At 62.9% G+C, this 18,687-nt stretch carries 17 protein-coding genes, 1 tRNA gene and 2 pseudogenes; 13 read left to right on the top strand and 7 right to left on the bottom strand.

Going from position 1 to position 18,687, the window contains the following annotated elements; all coding sequences use genetic code 11:
• The 11 genes and pseudogenes from tuf to ACKOED_RS05860 form a co-directional block, all read left to right on the top strand.
• Window positions 1-143 (top strand): annotated as a pseudogene (gene tuf, locus ACKOED_RS05910) (elongation factor Tu); the annotation flags it as partial.
• A gap of 52 nt (window positions 144-195) precedes the next feature.
• Window positions 196-271, top strand: a tRNA-Trp gene (locus ACKOED_RS05905).
• Window positions 272-288: 17 nt separating this feature from the next.
• The gene (gene secE, locus ACKOED_RS05900; protein ID WP_408915654.1) at window positions 289-486 is read left to right on the top strand and encodes a preprotein translocase subunit SecE; all 198 of its coding nucleotides are present in this window, start codon (window positions 289-291) and stop codon (window positions 484-486) included.
• 11 nt (window positions 487-497) lie between these two features.
• A complete protein-coding gene (gene nusG, locus ACKOED_RS05895) occupies window positions 498-1,031 on the top strand; it encodes a transcription termination/antitermination protein NusG (RefSeq protein WP_408915653.1) in 534 nt (177 codons plus the stop codon).
• A gap of 99 nt (window positions 1,032-1,130) precedes the next feature.
• Window positions 1,131-1,562, top strand: a complete 432-nt coding sequence (gene rplK, locus ACKOED_RS05890; RefSeq protein ID WP_408915652.1) for a 50S ribosomal protein L11 — start codon at window positions 1,131-1,133, stop codon at window positions 1,560-1,562.
• 4 nt (window positions 1,563-1,566) lie between these two features.
• Entirely contained in the window at window positions 1,567-2,271 is a 705-nt protein-coding gene (gene rplA, locus ACKOED_RS05885; protein ID WP_408915651.1) for a 50S ribosomal protein L1, read from the top strand.
• Window positions 2,272-2,613: 342 nt separating this feature from the next.
• Window positions 2,614-3,135: a 50S ribosomal protein L10 gene (rplJ, locus tag ACKOED_RS05880; RefSeq protein ID WP_408915650.1), complete on the top strand. Its 522-nt coding sequence runs from the start codon at window positions 2,614-2,616 to the stop codon at window positions 3,133-3,135.
• Between the two features lie 53 nt (window positions 3,136-3,188).
• Window positions 3,189-3,566, top strand: coding sequence for a 50S ribosomal protein L7/L12 (rplL, locus tag ACKOED_RS05875; RefSeq protein ID WP_408915649.1), 378 nt, complete (start codon window positions 3,189-3,191; stop codon window positions 3,564-3,566).
• A gap of 145 nt (window positions 3,567-3,711) precedes the next feature.
• Window positions 3,712-7,809 carry a DNA-directed RNA polymerase subunit beta gene (gene rpoB, locus ACKOED_RS05870; RefSeq protein WP_408915648.1) on the top strand — a complete coding sequence of 1,366 codons (4,098 nt, stop codon included), beginning with the start codon at window positions 3,712-3,714 and terminating at the stop codon, window positions 7,807-7,809.
• Window positions 7,810-7,905: 96 nt separating this feature from the next.
• A complete protein-coding gene (gene rpoC / locus ACKOED_RS05865; RefSeq protein ID WP_408915647.1) occupies window positions 7,906-12,075 on the top strand; it encodes a DNA-directed RNA polymerase subunit beta' in 4,170 nt (1,389 codons plus the stop codon).
• Between the two features lie 89 nt (window positions 12,076-12,164).
• Window positions 12,165-12,779, top strand: a complete 615-nt coding sequence (locus tag ACKOED_RS05860) for a LysE family translocator (RefSeq protein WP_408915646.1) — start codon at window positions 12,165-12,167, stop codon at window positions 12,777-12,779.
• Here the strand turns inward: ACKOED_RS05860 and ACKOED_RS05855 are convergent.
• Genes ACKOED_RS05855 through ACKOED_RS05830 form a run of 6 tightly spaced genes read right to left on the bottom strand, consistent with a single transcriptional unit; the run spans window position 12,776 to window position 17,231 of the window.
• On the bottom strand, window positions 12,776-13,423 hold the full coding sequence (locus tag ACKOED_RS05855; RefSeq protein ID WP_408915645.1) for a glutathione S-transferase family protein: 648 nt from the start codon (window positions 13,421-13,423) through the stop codon (window positions 12,776-12,778). The genes ACKOED_RS05860 and ACKOED_RS05855 overlap by 4 nt on opposite strands.
• 41 nt (window positions 13,424-13,464) lie before the next feature.
• Window positions 13,465-13,887 (bottom strand): HIT family protein, encoded by a 423-nt coding sequence (locus ACKOED_RS05850; protein WP_408915644.1) that lies wholly within the window; start codon window positions 13,885-13,887, stop codon window positions 13,465-13,467.
• Window positions 13,888-13,900: 13 nt separating this feature from the next.
• Complete coding sequence (locus ACKOED_RS05845) at window positions 13,901-15,043, bottom strand: GNAT family N-acetyltransferase (RefSeq protein WP_408915643.1); 1,143 nt, start codon at window positions 15,041-15,043, stop codon at window positions 13,901-13,903.
• Window position 15,044: 1 nt separating this feature from the next.
• On the bottom strand, window positions 15,045-15,788 hold the full coding sequence (locus tag ACKOED_RS05840) for a glycerophosphodiester phosphodiesterase family protein (protein WP_408915642.1): 744 nt from the start codon (window positions 15,786-15,788) through the stop codon (window positions 15,045-15,047).
• Complete coding sequence (locus ACKOED_RS05835) at window positions 15,785-16,249, bottom strand: RidA family protein (RefSeq protein WP_408915641.1); 465 nt, start codon at window positions 16,247-16,249, stop codon at window positions 15,785-15,787. The genes ACKOED_RS05840 and ACKOED_RS05835 overlap by 4 nt, the downstream gene beginning before the upstream one ends.
• Window position 16,250: 1 nt before the next feature.
• On the bottom strand, window positions 16,251-17,231 hold the full coding sequence (locus ACKOED_RS05830; RefSeq protein ID WP_408915640.1) for a 2-hydroxyacid dehydrogenase: 981 nt from the start codon (window positions 17,229-17,231) through the stop codon (window positions 16,251-16,253).
• A gap of 183 nt (window positions 17,232-17,414) precedes the next feature.
• Here ACKOED_RS05830 and ACKOED_RS05825 point away from each other — a divergent pair, with 183 nt between their 5' ends.
• Window positions 17,415-17,675, top strand: coding sequence for an antitoxin (locus ACKOED_RS05825; protein WP_408915639.1), 261 nt, complete (start codon window positions 17,415-17,417; stop codon window positions 17,673-17,675).
• Entirely contained in the window at window positions 17,672-18,079 is a 408-nt protein-coding gene (locus ACKOED_RS05820) for a type II toxin-antitoxin system VapC family toxin (protein WP_408915638.1), read from the top strand. Before ACKOED_RS05825 ends, ACKOED_RS05820 begins: the two co-directional genes overlap by 4 nt.
• 173 nt (window positions 18,080-18,252) lie before the next feature.
• Here the strand turns inward: ACKOED_RS05820 and ACKOED_RS05815 are convergent.
• Window positions 18,253-18,687: pseudogene (locus tag ACKOED_RS05815) on the bottom strand (hypothetical protein); the annotation flags it as partial.

Genomic DNA, 18,687 nt, shown 5'->3' with positions numbered 1-18,687 from the left:
CCGAGATGGTGATGCCTGGCGACAACATCTCGTTCGACGTCGAGCTGATCACGCCGATCGCCATGGAGGAGAAGCTGCGCTTCGCCATCCGTGAGGGCGGCCGCACAGTGGGCGCCGGCGTCGTCGCCAAGATCACGGATTGACACTTAACATGGCGCTGCGGGCTTCCTAACTAGGAGGCTCGGGGCGCCGACTAGGGGTATAGCTCAGTTGGTAGAGCGGCGGTCTCCAAAACCGCAGGTCGTGGGTTCGAGCCCTACTGCCCCTGCCAGATATTAGGAAACAAACGTGGCCAAGACCAATCCGTTCGAGTTCTTGCAGCAGGTCCGGGAGGAGGGCGCCAAGGTCACTTGGCCCACCCGCCGCGAAACCATGATCTCGACCCTTATGGTTTTCATCATGGTGGCCATCGCTTCGCTATTCTTCCTCGCGGTTGACGCGGTACTGCATCGCGGCGTCCAGTGGGTTCTCGGTATCGCGGTTTGACAGGCGGGAAAATGGCAAAGCGCTGGTACATCGTTCACGCCTATTCAAACTTCGAAAAGAAGGTTGCAGACTCGATCCGTGAGCAGGCTGTTCAGAAGGGGCTTTCCGAACTGTTCGAGCAGGTTCTGGTGCCCACCGAAGAGGTGGTGGAAATCCGCCGCGGCCGCAAGATCAAGAGCGAACGGCGGTTCTTTCCCGGCTATGTGCTGGTCAAGATGGAGCTCACCGATCAGGCCTTTCACCTGATCAAGAATACCCCGAAGGTGACCGGCTTCCTTGGCTCGGACTCGAAGCCGATCCCGATCACGGATGCCGAGGCGGCCCGTATCCTCAACCAGGTGGCGGAGGGCGTCGAGCGCCCGAAGTCCACGATCACGTTCGAAGTCGGCGAGCAGGTCCGCGTTGCCGATGGTCCTTTTGCCTCTTTCTCCGGTCAGGTGGAGGAGGTCGACGAAGAACGGTCGCGGCTCAAGGTGGCCGTGTCCATTTTCGGCAGGCCCACGCCTGTCGAGCTCGAGTACGGCCAGGTCGAAAAGCTCCGCTAGGAGTTTCCGCTCTGACCGCCCCCGGTGGGAGGCTCCGCGAGGGGCCGGACCACTAACCTCAATCAGCCGGATGGTCCGGCGAGGGAAACGACGAAGACTATGGCTAAGAAAATCGTTGGCTACGTAAAGCTGCAAGTGCCGGCGGGGCAAGCGAACCCGTCGCCGCCGATCGGGCCCGCGCTGGGTCAGCGCGGCCTCAACATCATGGAATTCTGCAAGGCGTTCAACGCCGCCACTCAGAAGATGGAGCCCGGCTCGCCGGTTCCGGTGGTGATCACCGCCTATCAGGACAAGTCCTTCACCTTCGAGATGAAGTCGCCGCCGGCGTCCTTCTTCCTCAAGAAGCTGGCTGGCATCAAGTCTGGCTCCAAGGAGCCTGGCAAGGGCGCTTTCGTCGGCAAGGTGACGATGGCGCAGTGCCGCGAAATCGCCGAACAGAAGCTCAAGGGCATGAATGCCCGTGACGTCGACGCCGCGGCGCGCGAAATAGCCGGGTCGGCCCGGTCCATGGGTATTCAGGTGGTGGATTAAGACGATGACCAAACTTCCCAAGCGTACCGCCAAGAACCGTGAAGGCATTGACCGCCAGAAGCTCTACGGGCTCGAGGAGGCCGTGAAGCTGGTCAAGGACCGCGCCAACGCCAAATTCAACGAAACCGTCGAGATCGCCATGAACCTCGGCGTCGATCCGCGTCACTCGGACCAGATGGTCCGTGGCGTCGTTAACCTGCCGAACGGAACCGGCCGCAATCTGCGCGTTGGCGTGTTTGCCAAGGGCGCCAAGGCCGAGGAAGCCAAGAAGGCGGGTGCCGAAGTGGTGGGCGCGGAAGACCTGTTCGAGATCGTCAACAAGGGCCAGATCGACTTCGATCGCTGCATCGCGACACCCGACATGATGGGTCTCGTCGGCCGCCTCGGCAAAGTGCTGGGTCCGCGCGGCATGATGCCGAACCCCAAGGTCGGCACCGTTACCATGGATGTCGCGGGCGCGGTGAAGGCCGCCAAGGGCGGGGCCGTGGAGTTCAGGGTCGAGAAGGCTGGCATCGTGCAGGCTGGCGTCGGCAAGGCGTCGTTCTCTGCCGAACAGCTGAACCAGAACATCCGGGCTTTCGTCGACGCGGTCATCAAGGCCAAGCCGCCGGCGGCCAAGGGCACCTACGTCAAGAAATTGTCCATTTCTTCGTCCATGGGCCCCGGTCTGAAGCTTGATCTGGCGTCGGTCACCGGCGCTGGTGGTTAGGGAGAAGAGTTTCTCCGCTGATATTTCACATGGAATATCAGCGGGGTAGCCAGAGTTATTTGAACTCTGGATTACCTGTCCGAGATTGCAGGCGCCGGGGCCTCCCCGGCTTAAACCACCAGCCTGCATGAGATGGGTGTCAAAACGGAATAAGGGCCCTGGTACCGGGCTCTTCGTCGGTTGGGACCTCACGGGACCCCAGGACGCCGCGAAGCCGGCATCCGCGGGGGGACAGGCACGAAGCGCCGTTTGTCGCGCCCGCGCCTTTTGGGGTTGGCGTAACAAGCGGTTGGTCCAACGGCGGACGGGCGAAAAGCCTTTCCGCCCAACAGGAGAGAGCAAGTGGAAAGAGCTGAAAAGAAAGAGCTCGTCGCGGCGCTCAACCAGGTGTTCAAGAGCACCGGGGTGATTGTCGTGGCCCACAACAAGGGCCTTACCGTGAACCAGGTCAATGACCTGCGTTCGCGCATGGCCCAGGCGGGGGCGACCGTCAAGGTCGCCAAGAACCGTCTCGCCAAGCTCGCTCTTGATGGCACTGACGCAGCCGGGATCAAGGACCTGTTTCAGGGTCCGACCATGGTGGCTTATGCCGCCGACCCGGTCGCGGCGCCCAAGGTCGCCTCGGAATTCGCCAAAGGCAACGACAAGTTCGTTGTGCTTGGCGGAGCCCTCGGCAAGACCGTCATGGACGCCAATGCGGTCAAGGCACTCGCCGAACTGCCCTCGCTCGATCAGTTGCGGGGTAAGCTTATTGGCTTGATCCAGGCCCCGGCCACCAAGATCGCTGGTGTGCTGCAGGCTCCGGCTGGCCAGCTGGCGCGTGTTCTGAACGCCTATGCCACCAAGAACGAAGCTGCGGGCTGAGACGTCCCGTCACCGCAACCAAACGTACAACCGACTGAAGGAAAGATACTGACATGGCTGATCTCAGCAAGCTCGTCGAAGACCTCTCGAGCCTCACGGTTCTCGAGGCCGCCGAACTCTCCAAGATGCTCGAGGAGAAGTGGGGCGTTTCGGCCGCCGCGCCGGTGGCCGTTGCCGCCGTTGCCGGTGGCGCCGCCGCCGCTGCTCCGGTTGAGGAAAAGACGGAGTTCACCGTCGTCCTCGCCGCTTCGGGCGACAAGAAGATCGAGGTGATCAAGGAAGTCCGCGCCATCACCGGGCTCGGCCTCAAGGAAGCCAAGGATCTGGTTGAGGGTGCGCCCAAGACCGTCAAGGAAGGCGTGTCCAAGGCTGATGCCGAGGGCATGAAGAAGAAGCTCGAGGCGGTCGGCGCCAAGGTCGAGCTGAAGTAACGAATTCCTGCCGGCGCCCGGTTGGTCCGGGCGCCGGCAGACCAGGATCGCGGCGTCACGGACGGCGTGCCGCATCCGCTCCCCTGTCGGGAGGGGGTTCGGCAAGCCGTCGTTATGCCTGTCTAAGAACCGTTAAGGAGAGCCAATGGCCGAAACACAGTCCGCCGCAAGCCGCAAACGCCTCCGCAAATTTTTCGGCAAGAAGATCGAAGTCGCCGAAATGCCAAACCTCATTGAGGTGCAGCGCGAAAGCTATGACCAGTTCCTGCAGATGGCCGAGCCCAAAGGCGGGCGCGCCAATGAAGGGCTGCAAGCGGTGTTCAAGTCGGTGTTTCCGATAACCGATTTTTCTGGCCAGGCGATGCTGGAATTCGTGCGCTACGAGTTCGAGCAGCCGAAGTTTGACGTCGATGAATGCCAGCAGCGCGGCATGACATTTGCCGCGCCGCTGAAAGTGACGCTGCGGCTCATCGTGTTCGAGCTCGACCCGGACACCCAGTCGCGGTCGGTCAAGGACATCAAGGAACAGGACGTTTACATGGGCGACATGCCGCTCATGACCGCCAACGGTACGTTCGTGGTCAACGGCACCGAGCGCGTGATCGTTTCCCAAATGCACCGTTCTCCCGGCGTGTTCTTCGACCATGACAAGGGCAAGACGCATTCGTCGGGCAAGCTTCTGTTCGCGGCCCGCATCATTCCCTACCGCGGTTCTTGGCTTGACTTCGAGTTCGACGCCAAGGACATCATCTATGCCCGCATCGACCGGCGCCGCAAGCTGCCCATCACCACGCTGCTTTACGCGCTGGGCCTCAAGTCGGAAGAAATCCTTCACACCTTCTACAAGTCCGTCACCTATAAGCTGACCAAGAACGGCTGGAAGACGCCCTTCGATGCGAACCGCTACAAGGGTATCAAGCCGACCGTCGATCTGATCGATGCCAAGACGGGGCAGGTGGTCGTCGAGGCCGGCAAGAAGATCACCCCCCGTCTGGCGCGCAAGATTGCCGAGGACGGCGTGAAGGACCTGCTGGTCCGCGACGAGGATCTGCACGGCCTGTTCCTGGCGGATGAGCTGGTCAACGAAAAGACCGGCGAAATCTTCGCCGAGGCGGGCGACGAAATCGGCGAGAAGAACCTGGCGGCGCTCAAGGATGCGGGCTTCGCGGAACTGCGCCTTCTCGACATCGATCACATCAACACGGGCGCCTACATCCGCAACACGCTGAAAGCCGACAAGGTCGAGAGCTACGAGCAGGCGCTGGTTGAAATCTACCGCGTCATGCGCCCGGGCGAACCGCCCACCCGCGAGACGGCCGAAGCTTTGTTCAACGGTCTGTTCTTTGATCAGGAACGCTACGACCTGTCGGCGGTGGGCCGGGTCAAGATGAACATGCGCCTTGACCTCGATGTGCCGGACAATGTGCGTATCCTGCGCAAGGACGACATCATCGCCGTGATCAAGACGCTGCATGAACTGCGCGACGGCAAGGGCGAGGTCGACGATATCGACCATCTTGGAAACCGCCGCGTGCGCTCGGTCGGCGAGCTGATGGAGAACCAGTATCGCCTGGGCCTCGTGCGCATGGAGCGCGCCATCAAGGAGCGCATGTCGTCGGTCGATATCGACACGGTGATGCCGCATGACCTGATCAACGCCAAGCCGGCGGTGGCCGCGGTCCGTGAGTTCTTTGGCTCCTCGCAGCTGTCGCAGTTCATGGACCAGACCAATCCGCTGTCCGAGATCACCCACAAGCGCCGTCTTTCGGCCCTTGGCCCGGGTGGCCTCACGCGCGAACGCGCCGGCTTCGAGGTGCGCGACGTGCACCCGACGCATTATGGCCGCATCTGCCCGATCGAGACGCCGGAAGGCCCGAATATCGGCCTTATCAACTCGCTCGCCACCTATGCCCGCGTCAACAAATATGGATTCATCGAGACGCCCTATCGCAAGGTGATCAACGGCAAGGTCTCTGACGATGTGATGTATCTTTCGGCCATCGAGGAGCAGAAGCACCACATTGCCCAGGCCAACGTGGCGCTGAACAAGAACGGCAGCTTCGCCGAGGATCTGGTGATCGCCCGCCACGCCGGCGACGTGCTCACCGTTCCGGCTGACCGCATTGATTTCGTCGATGTGTCGCCGAAGCAGCTGGTTTCAGTGGCCGCGGCGCTGATTCCGTTCCTCGAGAATGACGACGCCAACCGGGCGCTGATGGGCTCCAACATGCAGCGCCAGGCGGTGCCGCTCGTGCGCACCAATGCGCCGCTGGTGGGAACAGGCATGGAATCCGTGGTCGCCCGGGATTCCGGCGCCGCCGTCGCCGCCCGCCGTACCGGCGTCGTCGACCAGGTGGACGCGAAGCGCATCGTGATCCGCGCCACCGAGGAGACCGATCCGTCGAAGTCCGGCGTCGACATCTACACGCTGGCCAAGTTCCAGCGCTCCAACCAGAACACCTGCATCAACCAGCGTCCGCTGGTGCGGGTGGGGGACAAGGTGAAGGCCGGCGACATCATTGCCGACGGCCCATCGACCGATCTCGGCGATCTGGCGCTCGGCCAGAACGTGCTCGTCGCATTCATGCCGTGGAACGGTTACAACTTCGAGGACTCGATCCTGCTCTCCGAGCGCATTGTGAAAGACGACGTGTTCACCTCGATCCACATCGAGGAATTCGATGTAATGGCCCGCGACACCAAGCTGGGGCCAGAGGAAATCACCCGCGACATTCCGAATGTGGGCGAGGAAGCCCTCAAGAATCTGGATGAGGCGGGCATCGTCTATATCGGCGCGGAAGTGAAGCCGGGAGACATTCTGGTCGGCAAGATCACGCCGAAGGGCGAAAGCCCGATGACGCCCGAGGAGAAGTTGCTCCGCGCCATCTTCGGCGAAAAGGCCTCGGACGTGCGCGACACGTCTCTTAAGCTGCCGCCCGGCGTTGCCGGCACGGTGGTGGAGGTTCGTGTGTTCAACCGCCACGGCGTTGACAAGGATGAACGCGCTCAGGCGATCGAACGCGAGGAAATCGACCGTCTGGCAAAGGACCGTGACGACGAACTGGCGATCCTCGACCGCAATTCCTATGGCCGCCTCAAGGGCTTCCTCGCCGGCAAGACCGCGTCCGGCGGACCCAAGGGTTACAAGATCGAGGGCAAGATCAGCGAGAAGGTCCTCGATGATGTGCCGCAGTCGCAGTGGTGGAACATCGCGCTCTCCGATGAAAAGGCGATCGGCGAACTGGAAGCGATGAAGCAGCAGTACGACGAGTCGAAGAAGCGCCTCGATACGCGCTTCCACGACAAGGTGGACAAGCTGCAGCGCGGCGACGAGCTGCCGCCCGGCGTCATGAAGATGGTCAAGGTCTTCGTCGCCGTGAAGCGCAAGATTCAGCCGGGCGACAAAATGGCTGGCCGTCATGGCAACAAGGGTGTGGTGTCGCGTATCGTTCCGATCGAGGACATGCCGTTCCTTGAGGATGGGACCCACGTCGATGTGGTGCTGAACCCCTTGGGCGTGCCCTCGCGCATGAATGTCGGGCAGATCCTCGAGACCCATCTGGGCTGGGCCTGCGCCGGCATGGGCAAGCGCATCGGCGCGCTGCTTGACGCCAGCCGCGATTCTCGCGACGCGAAGAACCTGCGCAGCGAGATGACGCGCATCTACGGCAAGAACGAGGAACTGGAGAGCCTCGACGACAAGTCGCTCGTCGAAGCGGCCGAAAACCTCCGGGCGGGCGTTCCGATCGCCACCCCGGTGTTCGACGGCGCGCGCGAGGAGGACATCGCCGCCATGCTGAAGGACGCGGGTCTGTCAACGTCCGGCCAGGTGACGCTGTTCGACGGCCGCTCCGGCGAACCTTTCGACCGTCAGGTGACGGTGGGCTACATCTATATGCTGAAGCTCCACCACCTCGTTGACGACAAGATCCACGCGCGGTCCATCGGTCCCTATTCGCTCGTCACCCAGCAGCCGCTGGGCGGCAAGGCGCAGTTCGGCGGCCAGCGCTTCGGCGAGATGGAGGTGTGGGCACTCGAGGCCTATGGCGCCGCCTATACGCTGCAGGAGATGCTGACCATCAAGTCGGACGACGTGGCGGGGCGCACCAAGGTCTATGAGGCCATCGTGCGCGGTGACGACACCTTCGAGGCGGGCATCCCCGAGAGCTTCAACGTGCTCGTGAAGGAGATGCGCTCGCTGAGCCTGAACGTCGAACTGCAAAGCTCGCAGCAATCCAGCTGATCAACATCCTCGGCGGGAGCCAGTTCTCCCGCCGGCTCCGCCACCTGAATTCGAACGCCCCGCGGGAGGTTGTCCCGCCTAAAGGAGAAGTGACCGATGAACCAAGAGGTCATGAACGTCTTCAACCCGGCGACCCCGGCTCCGACCTTCGATCAGATCCGCATCTCGATCGCCAGCCCGGAGAAAATCCTGTCCTGGTCGTTCGGCGAGATCAAGAAGCCCGAGACCATCAATTACCGCACCTTCAAGCCGGAGCGCGATGGCCTGTTCTGCGCCCGCATTTTTGGCCCGGTGAAGGACTACGAGTGCCTGTGCGGCAAGTACAAGCGCATGAAGTACAAGGGCATCATCTGCGAAAAGTGCGGCGTGGAAGTGACGCTCTCCAAGGTCCGGCGTGAGCGCATGGGCCACATCGAGCTCGCCGCTCCGGTCGCCCACATCTGGTTCCTGAAATCACTGCCCAGCCGCATCTCCATGCTGCTCGACATGACGTTGAAGGACGTGGAGCGCATTCTTTATTTCGAGAGCTACATCGTGCTCGAGCCGGGCCTGACGCCCCTCAAGCTGCACCAGCTTCTGTCCGAGAGCGAATATCTCAAGGCTCAGGAAGACTATGGCGAGGACGCCTTCACGGCGGGTATCGGCGCTGAAGCCGTCCGCGACATGCTGATGGCCATCAACCTTGAACAACTGCGCGACCAGCTGCGCGAGGAACTCAAGACCGCCACCGGTGACCTCAAGCCAAAGAAACTTGCCAAGCGCCTGAAGCTGGTGGAGAGCTTCATCGAATCCGGTAACCGCCCGGAATGGATGATCCTCACCCAGGTTCCGGTGATCCCCCCCGAGCTGCGCCCGCTGGTGCCGCTCGATGGCGGCCGCTTCGCCACGTCCGATCTGAACGATCTCTACCGCCGGGTCATCAACCGCAATAACCGTCTCAAGCGGCTGATCGAACTGCGCGCCCCCGACATTATCGTGCGCAACGAAAAGCGCATGCTTCAGGAAGCCGTCGATGCGCTGTTCGACAATGGCCGCCGCGGCCGCGTCATCACCGGCGCCAACAAGCGTCCGCTGAAGTCGCTTGCCGACATGCTGAAGGGCAAGCAGGGCCGGTTCCGCCAGAACCTGCTGGGCAAGCGCGTGGACTATTCCGGCCGCTCGGTGATCGTGGTGGGCCCGGAACTGAAGCTCCATCAGTGCGGCCTGCCGAAGAAGATGGCGCTCGAGCTGTTCAAGCCGTTCATCTATTCGCGGCTCGAGGCCAAGGGCCTTTCCGCAACCGTGAAGCAGGCGAAGAAGCTCGTGGAGAAGGAGAAGCCCGAGGTTTGGGATATCCTCGATGAGGTGATCCGCGAGCATCCGGTGCTGCTGAACCGCGCCCCGACGCTGCACCGCCTCGGCATCCAGGCCTTTGAGCCGGTGCTGATCGAGGGCAAGGCGATCCAGCTGCATCCGCTGGTCTGCACCGCCTTCAATGCTGACTTCGACGGCGACCAGATGGCCGTGCACGTGCCCCTGTCGCTGGAAGCCCAGCTCGAAGCGCGCGTCCTCATGATGTCGACGAACAACGTGCTGCACCCCGCTAACGGGCAGCCGATCATCGTGCCGTCTCAGGATATCGTGCTGGGACTCTACTACCTGTCGATCATCCGCAAGGGTGAGCCTGGTGAGGGCAAGGCTTTCGGAAACATGGCCGAGATCGACCATGCGCTTGCGGCGGGCGTCATCACGCTCCACACCAAGATCAAGGGCCGGGTAAGCGAGATGAACGCCGAAGGGCGCATCGTCAATCGTATCGTCGAGACCACGCCGGGCCGGATGAAGATCGGCGAGTTGCTCCCCAAGGCCATCAATATCAGCTTCGATCTCTGCAACAAGCTGATGACCAAGCGCGACATCTCGCGGATGATTGACGCCGTCTACCGCCACTGCGGCCAGAAGGAGTCCGTGATCTTCTGCGACCGCATCATGGCGCTTGGCTTCTATAACGCCTACAAGGCGGGCATCTCCTTCGGCAAGGACGACATGGTGATCCCGGAGACCAAGGAGAAGATCGTCAACCAGACCCGTGGTCTGGTGAAGGAGTTCGAACAACAGTATATCGACGGTCTCATCACCCAGGGCGAGAAGTACAACAAGGTGGTCGATGCCTGGGCCAAGACGACCGATAAGGTCGCCGAGGAGATGATGGCGCGGATTTCGTCCGTTCAGATGGATGAGAAGACCGGCCGCGAGAAGCCGATCAACTCGATCTATATGATGAGCCACTCGGGCGCCCGCGGATCGCCCGCCCAGATGAAGCAGCTTGGCGGTATGCGCGGCCTGATGGCCAAGCCATCGGGCGAAATCATCGAGACGCCGATCATCTCGAACTTCAAGGAAGGCCTGTCGGTGCTCGAGTATTTCAACTCGACCCATGGCGCCCGCAAGGGCCTCGCTGATACGGCGCTCAAAACCGCGAACTCGGGCTATCTCACCCGCCGCCTTGTTGACGTGGCGCAGGATGCGATCATCTCGGAAGTTGATTGCGGCACCAAGGCGTCGATCACCGCCCGGCCGATCGTCGATGCCGGCGAGATCATTGCTTCGCTCGGCAGCCGCGTGTTGGGCCGCACCGCCGCCACGGATGTGATCGATCCCGCCACCGGCAATGTCATCGTCGGCGCCGGCGAGGAAATCCTTGAATCGCATGTTGAGCGGATCGAGAAGTCGGGCATTTCCGAGATCCGCATCCGTTCGGTCTTGACCTGCGAGACCAAGTTCGGCGTCTGCGCCAAGTGTTATGGGCGCGACCTGGCGCGCGGCACTCCCGTCAACATGGGCGTGGCGGTTGGCGTTATCGCTGCGCAGTCGATCGGCGACCCGGGCACGCAGCTCACCATGCGCACCTTCCACATCGGCGGAACGGCGCAGGTGCTGAACGAATCCTTCATCGAGGCCAATGCTGACGGCAAGATCGTCATTCGCAACAAGAACGTTGCGAAGGATGCCAACGGCCGCCTGATGGTCATGGGCCGGAACTCGTCGCTGGTGCTGGTGGATGAAAACGGCACTGAGCGCGCCGTCCACAAGCTTGGCTATGGCACAAGGCTCTATGTGGACGAGGGCGACAAGGTGAAGCGCGGCGCGCGTCTTGCTGAGTGGGACCCCTATACCCGCCCGCTGATGACAGAGGTCGAGGGCACCGTCGAGTTCGAGGATGTCGTGGAAGGCGTGTCGGTCCATGAGGTGGCGGACGAGGCCACCGGCATCACCAACCGCGTGATCATCGATTGGCGGTCTAATCAGCGCGGCTCGTCTCTGAAGCCCGCCATGGTGGTCAAGGGCAAGGACGGCAAGGTGATGAAGCTCGCCCGTGGCGGCGAGGCGCGCTACCTGCTGTCGGTCGATGCCGTGCTTTCAGTCGATCCCGGCGCCAAGGTCACGGCGGGCGACGTGCTGGCCCGCATTCCGCTGGAAAGCGCCAAGACCCGCGACATCACCGGCGGTTTGCCGCGGGTGGCGGAGCTGTTCGAGGCCCGGCGGCCGAAGGACCACGCGATCATTGCCGAGATTTCCGGCCGCGTCGAGTTCGGCCGCGACTATAAGAACAAGCGCCGCATCCGCATCGTTCCGCAGGAAGAGGGCGCCGAGGCGGTGGAGTATCTCATCCCGAAGGGCAAGCATCTGCCCGTTCAGGAGGGAGACTTCATCGAGAAGGGCGAGTTCATTATGGACGGCAACCCGGCGCCGCATGACATTCTGGACATCAAGGGCGTGGAGGAGCTGGCCTCCTACCTCGTCAACGAGATTCAGGAAGTCTACCGTCTGCAGGGCGTGAACATCAACGACAAGCACATCGAGGTGATCGTCCGCCAGATGCTGCAGAAGGTTGAAATCACCGACTCGGGCGAGTCCACCCTGCTGGTGGGCGAGCAGGTGGACCGCGAGGAACTCGACAGCGAGAATGCCAAGCTGGCAGCCAACGGCATGCGTCCGGCCTCCGGAAAGCCGGTGCTGCTGGGCATCACCAAGGCTTCGCTGCAGACCCGCTCCTTCATCTCGGCGGCGTCCTTCCAGGAAACCACGCGCGTGCTGACCGAAGCCTCGATCATCGGCAAGGTCGACACGCTGGAGGGCCTCAAGGAGAACGTGATCGTGGGCAGGCTGATCCCGGCTGGCACTGGCGGCATGCTGACCAGGCTTCGCCAGGTGGCCGACAAGCGCGACCAGCTGATCCTCGAAGAACAGGCCAAGGCCTCGGAGTTGCCGCCTGCGGCGGAGTAGCCCGGGCATAGATCCATGGTGCGAAAGGCCCGGCATGTGCCGGGCCTTTTTTCTATACCTAGCGGTATCAGTGGCGTATTGCGCGCACCATGAGTGGAAGCGCATGGCTCGTCGCCGTCGTCCTGTTCGCGGTTTCGACATGTTTCTCGCCGGGGCCAAACAATCTCATGCTGGTGACGTCTGGCGCAAAATTTGGCCTGGCGCGCAGCTGGCGGCACATCTGGGGCGTGGCGCTTGGCTTTCCGTTGATGGTCGCCGTCGTGGCGATGTTTCTGGGCGCGGTTTTCCAGGCACTGCCCGTACTGCACGATGTGCTGAACATTCTTGGCGCCGCCTATCTGTTGTATCTGAGCTGGAAGATCATCATGGCGGGCGGCTCGATCGAGCAGGGCGACGCCGGCAAGCCGCTGAGCTTCACCGAAGCCGCTCTGTTCCAGTGGGTGAACCCCAAGGCCTGGGTGATGGCGACGGGCGCGATTGCCGCCTACACGACCACGGCTGGATATACGGCCGAGGTGGCCGGCATCGTTGCCGCCTTCACCGCCGTGGGCATCGCATCGAGCCTGACATGGGCCGGGTTCGGCACGCTGATCGCCCGCTTTCTCAACACACCTGCCCGCATGCGGGCCTTCAACATCACCCTGGGCGTGCTGCTGATCGCTTCGGTGTTGCCGATCCTGCTCGCCCGGACGCCTGTTCCCTAGCCGCCATAGCCGCCGCGTTTCAGCACGCCATGGGCTTCCAGCACAGGCTGTAGCCTGGGTCTGGCGCGTACCTCGCCCGCCAGCTTCGCCACCGCCGGAAAACGGCGATGGAATTCTGCTTCGTTAGGGCGGCCCCAGACCGTGAGCATAAAAGCATAAAGGTCGAGGGCGGAGAAATCCGGGCCCATCAGCCAAGGCCCACTTGTCAAGAGGCGTTGCTCAAGAATACGCCAGTAGCCGTCTGAGCGTTCGAGGGCCCGGGCGGCGATAAAGGCATCCTGCGCCGGGGTCTCCGCATAGCCGCTGCCGCCGAAGCACAGGCTGATGGTTGGGTAGAGTTCCGTGCTCATGAGATGCAGCAGGCTCATGAAGTCGCCATAGGCGCCGGACCCGATGGCGGGCGACATCCGCCTTTCGGGATGCGCGGCAATCAGGAAGGAGAAGATGGCTGCGGATTCATAAATCGTGCGCCCATCCGGCAGCCCCAGCGCCGGGATCAGCCCCAGCGGGTTAAGCTTGCGGAATTCCGGCGCCCTTACCTGATCGACCGTCATCCAGACGCTCTCATAAGGCGCGGCCATTTCGGCGAGCAGGCAATCGACGCCCAGCGAACCCCAGGCCTTCGCATTATAGAGCTTGTACATGGCTCCTCCGGCGTGGTCCTGGCCTGTGTGTCGACCTCAGTTCAATCCTCGAGCGCGGTGCGGATCTTCTCGGCATGTGCGGCAAGCAGCGCCTGATCAGCCATCTGGCCGCTATGCGGGCGGAGGCCGACGCCCGCATGCCGCGGCAGCACATGGAAATGCAGGTGGAACACGCTCTGCCCGGCGGCCGCTTCGTTGAACTGCTGGATCAGCACGCCCTCGGCGTTGAACGCCTTGCGCACCGCCCTCGCCACGTTCTGCACCGTGGCCATGAGCGCGCCAAGCACGGCAGGCTCGGCATCCAGCAGGTTGCGGGATGGCTTCTTGGGAATGACCAGGGTGTGCCCATCAGCCTGCGGCATCACATCCATGAAGGCCAGCGTGTGCTCGTCCTCATAAACCTTGTGGCTTGGAATCTGGTCAATGAGAATCCGCGCGAAGATGTTGTTGGGATCATAGGTCATCGCTCTCTCCTCGTCAGATGTCCTGTTCCTGCCGGAACGGCGAATGGGCCGCAAGGGCCTGCCGCTCCTGCTCGACGCCCTCTCGTTCAGCTTCCAGATAATTGGCGACTGCCCGCTGCAGGCCGGGATGAGCGAGGAAATGCAGGCTGTGGGTCTTCTGCGGCAGGTAGCCCCGCGCCAGCTTGTGCCCGCCCTGGGCCCCGGCCTCGACGCGGGACAGGCCGCGGGCGATGGCGAAATCGATGGCCTGATAATAGCAGGTCTCGAAATGCAGGCAGTCGTGATGCTCGATCGCGCCCCAGTTGCGGCCATAAAGGGCATGTGAGCCGATGAAATTGAGCGCACCCGCGATCATGCGGCCGGCGCGGCTGGCCATCACCAGCAGGATGTGCTCCGGCATCGCTTCGCCGATGCGGCTGAAGAATTCCCGGTTGAGATAGGGCGTGCCCCATTTGCGCGCGCCGGTATCCATGTAGAAATCGAAGAAAGCGTCCCAGTGCCGCTCCGCGATGGCCTTCCCGGTAAGCGCTGCAAGCGTAATCCCCGCGTTTGCGACGGCGGCGCGTTCCTTGCGGATATTCTTGCGCTTCTGGGAGGAGAGCGAGGCAAGGAAATCCTCGAAACTGCCATAGCCGTTGTTCCGCCAGTGGAACTGGATATCGGCGCGCTGCAGCCACTGGGGGCCGCCCAGCAACGCCCAATCCGTCTCGGGCAGGAAAGTGATGTGTACCGAAGAGCATTTCTCTTCGCCGCAGAGCGCGATGAGACCCGCCGCGAGCGCGCGCTTGGCCTCAGCCGTTTCGGCCAGCAGCCGCGGTCCGGTGACGGGGGTGAAGGGCACGGACACCTGCAGCTTCGGATAATAGCGTCCGCCGGCCCGCTCGTAGGCGTCGGCCCAGCCATGGTCGAAGACATATTCGCCATAGGAATGGCGCTTGCGGTAGCAGGGCACGAGGCCAGTGATGCGGTCCTTCTCGCCGGTCATCACCAGGTGGCGTGGCGTCCAGCCGGTCGCCGATGCGGTGCAACCGGCTTCCTCAAGGCAGCGGAAGAAATCATGCGTCACGAGCGGGTTGAATTCGGCTTCCGGCGGGTTGGCAAGCCGGTCCCACGTGGCGCGTGGCACCCCTGTAACGCTGGTGATCGCTTTCAGCATCTCAGGCGAGGAAGCCTTCGAAGGTGATCTGGTCGCAATGGCGCAGCGCCTGCCGGGCCTCGGCGGGCGAGCGTATGGTCCAGCTGATCACCGGCAGGCCGGCGGCCCGCAGCGCGGTGACCGGTGCAAAGGGCAGCTCCTCGAAATAGAAGGACACAAAATCTGGTCTGCTGCGGGCGAGATGCGAAAAGCTGCGGAGTTCCTGCTGCCGGGCTGGCGGCAGCCAGCTGTAATACGGGTCGAAGGCCCGTTCGGCCACGAGGCCGCGCGGGGTGGCGGGAGACAGCCGCCGCAACGTGGCCAGCACATCGGGGTCGAAGGACATCAGGCAATAGGCACCGTGGTAGCCCTCCAGCACCTTGAGGGCGCGGGCCGCCAGCCGCTCATCGCCGTCCCAATGCGATTTGAGCTCGATCACGAGCGGCACCTTGCCATTCACCTGGGTCAGCAGGGCGGCCAGACTCTGCACCCGGTCGTTGCCACCTCGAAGCGTGAGTTGTGCCATTTCGGCGGCTGTCAGGTCCTTCACCAGGCCGTGCGCCCCGGTGAGGCGCTCGAGGCTTTCGTCATGGAACACCACAGCTTCGCCATCCCTTGTGATCTGCAGGTCACATTCGATGGCATAGCCATGCGCCATGGCGGCCGCGAAGGCGGAAGCCGAATTCTCGATAATGCCTTGCCCCTCGTTATGAAGCCCGCGGTGGGCGATCGGGCGCGCGGTGAGAAAATCGAGCCTCGGGGTCATTCGACTTCGATGATCGCCTCGACCTCGGTCGAGATGCCCATCGGCAGGGACGGCGCGGCCACGGCCGAGCGGGCGTGGCGGCCTTTGTCGCCGAACACCTCGACCATCAGGTCAGAGGCGCCGTTGATGACCTTGGGGTGATCCTTGAAATCGGCGGTGGAATTCACAAAACCAAGCAGCTTCACCACCCGCTTGACCCGGTCAAGATCGCCGCCGCAGGCGTCCTTCAGCTGGGCCAGCACGTTGAGGGCGCAGAGCCGGGCTGACTTGATGCCGTCCTCCAGCGTCACATCGGCGCCGAGGCAGCCGGGGTAAGTTACCTTGCCATCCATGATCGGGCCCTGCCCGGAAATGAACACCAGATTGCCGCTGCGCACCCAGGGCACGTAATTGGCCACTGGCTTGGCGGCCTGCGGCAGGCTGATGCCGAGCCCGGCGAGGCGGCGGTCGATCTCTCCCATTCTAGTCTCCTGTCAAAAGGTCGGTTGGCGTTTCGCCGCGGAAGAATTGTTCAAGATTATCGATGCATTTGTGGCCCATGGCGCTGCGCGTGCCAGGCGTTGCGCTGCCGATGTGCGGCAGCATGAAGACATTGTCGAGGCCGCGGTAGCGCGGGTCGATGCGCGGTTCGCCGCGAAACACGTCAAGCCCCGCCGCAGCCAGCTTGCCGGAGGAAAGTGCAGCAATCAGCGCGCCATCATCCACGATATCGCCGCGCGCCGTGTTGACAACAATCGCGCCATCAGGGAGCAGGGCGAGGGTCGCGGCATTGACGATGCCGCGCGTCTCGGGCGTCGAGGCGCAGTTGATCGACAGGAAATCGCAGTTGGGCAGCATGTCTTCGAAGTGCTGGTGATAAGTGGCCTGTGAGGCCTCCGCCGCCGCCACCGGGCGCCGTGAGTGATAGTGCAGCGTCATGCCGAAGGCCCTGGCGCGGCGGGCCACCGCCTGGCCGATCCGGCCCATGCCGAGAATGCCCAGCCGCCTGCCCGAGACATCATGGCCCAAGGGTGAAATCAGCGTGGTCTCGCCCCAGCGGTCCTCGCGCACCATGCGGTCGCCCCAGGAAGCGCCGCGCGCCGCGCCGAGGATCAACAGCAGGGCGACATCGGCGGTGGCATCGGTGAGCACGCCCGGCGTATTGGTGACGGCGATTCCGCGGGCTTTTGCCTGCGGGATCGACAGATGGTCATAGCCCACCGAATGGGTGGCGATGATGCGGATCGATGGCGGCAGGGCCGGGATGAAATCCGGTCCCAGCTTGTCGAAGGAGGTGAGCAGGAGGCCGTCATGCCGGCCGCATTTTTCGAGGATTTCGGCGGCGCTCAACGGCCGGTCATCGGGGTTGAGCGTGGCGCGGAACGCGGCGGCGATGCGCCGTTCAACGTCCGGCATCATCTTGCGGGTTACCAGGATGCGCGGCGGGTTGCTGGTGCCGGTCATGGCCGGTTCTTCGGGAGCTGTGCGATCATATCGGCATTGGACCACCGGGGAGGGGGAGATTCAAGTTTGAAGTGGCCGGAGCGCGGGCGCGGCCTCACGCCGCCCCGGGACCCGCCGCATGGCTTGACGGCGATACTGTCAATTTGATATACATTACATGGTGTATATCAAATGGAACATGCCATGACGTCCACGGCGAAGATTTTCATGCATGGCCCCTCCCAGGCCGTGCGCCTGCCCAAGGAGTTCCGCTTCGAGGGCAAGGAAGTGCGCGTCTCGCGGCAGGGCGATAAGGTGATCCTGGAGCCGTTGAATGCCGGCAGGTCCTTCGACCCCGAGGCGTTCTGGCGCATGATTGACGCGCTGGAGGGTGGCGACTTCATGCCGGAAGGCCCACCCGCCGATCCGCCGCCCAAGCCGGACAAGCGCTTCGCCGGCCCATGATCTGCATTGATACGAATGTGGTGATCGCGGCGATTTCGAACCGCATCCCCGCCGTGCGCCACCGACTGGGCGAGCAGTTGCGCGGCGGCGCGAGGCTGGGTCTGCCGGTGATTGCGCTGTTCGAACTGCGCTACGGCTATGCCAAGAGCGCCCGGCGAGCGCAGTCCGAGCAGCTCTTGCAAGCCCTGCTGATGCAGGGAGTCGAGGTCCTGCCCTTCGAGCCGGCAGATGCCAGCCATGCCGGCGACATCCGCGCGCAGCTGGAGGCCATTGGCCAGCCCATAGGCTCCTATGATTATCTCATTGCCGCCCAGGCGCGCTGCCGCGGCGCCACGCTGGTCACCGCGAACACCCGCGAATTCGCGCGGGTGCCGGGGCTTGTTGTCGCCGATTGGGCGGCGTGACGGGTCAGCCGCTGCCTTGCCAGCCGTTCTCCGGCAACCTGTCGATAGCTAATTAACTTGTCCGGTTTTGGTAGCACATCAAATGTCCGCTTCTTGTGTTTTTGTGGTCCTGTGGGATTGTGGTCAAGGCGGAGCCTTGTCCACATTTCCACAGGTCTTGCGGCTGAACGGATTTAAGCCGCATGTCTTGTCCCGGTTGGCATTCCTGCCTGGTCGTAGCGTCCGAGGCAGAGCGGCCCGTGGAAGATGGCGTGGCTGCCGTCGGGATACTGGCGCACCTTGACCCTGGCTTTCACAAAATGCGCCCTGACCGGGCTTTCGGGGATCTGCAGCTTGAGGCGGTTGAACGACACGCAGTTATCGTTGCCGACCTGGCGCTCCTCCTGAACGCAGAGAATTTCGGCGAGATCGGCCCTTGCGACGGGCACGAAGGCCGACCCGGGCTCGCGCGCCGGGACGGCGAAACGGGCGTTGTGGGCGGGGATATAGACATCCTTCAGAAACTGGTTGGCGGCTTCCATCGTCGTCACGCCGGCCAGCCTGAATTCCTTCGGCAGCCGGTCCTGCAGGGTCTGAAACAGGCGTTCCGAGCGGCCGCGCGCCTGGGG

This window comes from Aestuariivirga sp., from assembly GCF_046093005.1.
Classification (GTDB): Bacteria; Pseudomonadota; Alphaproteobacteria; order Rhizobiales; family Aestuariivirgaceae; genus Aestuariivirga.
Note: the sequence above shows the minus strand (reverse complement) of the source record. Positions and strands in the feature narration are given on the sequence as shown.

Coding starts and splice junctions, on each gene's coding strand:
- ACKOED_RS05855 (WP_408915645.1), bottom strand. CDS start 13,423: ATGTACAAGCTCTATAATGCGAAGGCCTGGGGTTCGCTGGGCGTCGAT.
- ACKOED_RS05820 (WP_408915638.1), top strand. CDS start 17,672: ATGATCTGCATTGATACGAATGTGGTGATCGCGGCGATTTCGAACCGC.
- rplL (WP_408915649.1), top strand. CDS start 3,189: ATGGCTGATCTCAGCAAGCTCGTCGAAGACCTCTCGAGCCTCACGGTT.
- ACKOED_RS05830 (WP_408915640.1), bottom strand. CDS start 17,231: ATGACCGGCACCAGCAACCCGCCGCGCATCCTGGTAACCCGCAAGATG.
- ACKOED_RS05850 (WP_408915644.1), bottom strand. CDS start 13,887: ATGACCTATGATCCCAACAACATCTTCGCGCGGATTCTCATTGACCAG.
- rplA (WP_408915651.1), top strand. CDS start 1,567: ATGACCAAACTTCCCAAGCGTACCGCCAAGAACCGTGAAGGCATTGAC.
- ACKOED_RS05840 (WP_408915642.1), bottom strand. CDS start 15,788: ATGACCCCGAGGCTCGATTTTCTCACCGCGCGCCCGATCGCCCACCGC.
- ACKOED_RS05845 (WP_408915643.1), bottom strand. CDS start 15,043: ATGCTGAAAGCGATCACCAGCGTTACAGGGGTGCCACGCGCCACGTGG.
- rpoC (WP_408915647.1), top strand. CDS start 7,906: ATGAACCAAGAGGTCATGAACGTCTTCAACCCGGCGACCCCGGCTCCG.
- rplK (WP_408915652.1), top strand. CDS start 1,131: ATGGCTAAGAAAATCGTTGGCTACGTAAAGCTGCAAGTGCCGGCGGGG.
- ACKOED_RS05825 (WP_408915639.1), top strand. CDS start 17,415: ATGACGTCCACGGCGAAGATTTTCATGCATGGCCCCTCCCAGGCCGTG.
- rpoB (WP_408915648.1), top strand. CDS start 3,712: ATGGCCGAAACACAGTCCGCCGCAAGCCGCAAACGCCTCCGCAAATTT.
- ACKOED_RS05860 (WP_408915646.1), top strand. CDS start 12,165: ATGAGTGGAAGCGCATGGCTCGTCGCCGTCGTCCTGTTCGCGGTTTCG.
- nusG (WP_408915653.1), top strand. CDS start 498: ATGGCAAAGCGCTGGTACATCGTTCACGCCTATTCAAACTTCGAAAAG.
- ACKOED_RS05835 (WP_408915641.1), bottom strand. CDS start 16,249: ATGGGAGAGATCGACCGCCGCCTCGCCGGGCTCGGCATCAGCCTGCCG.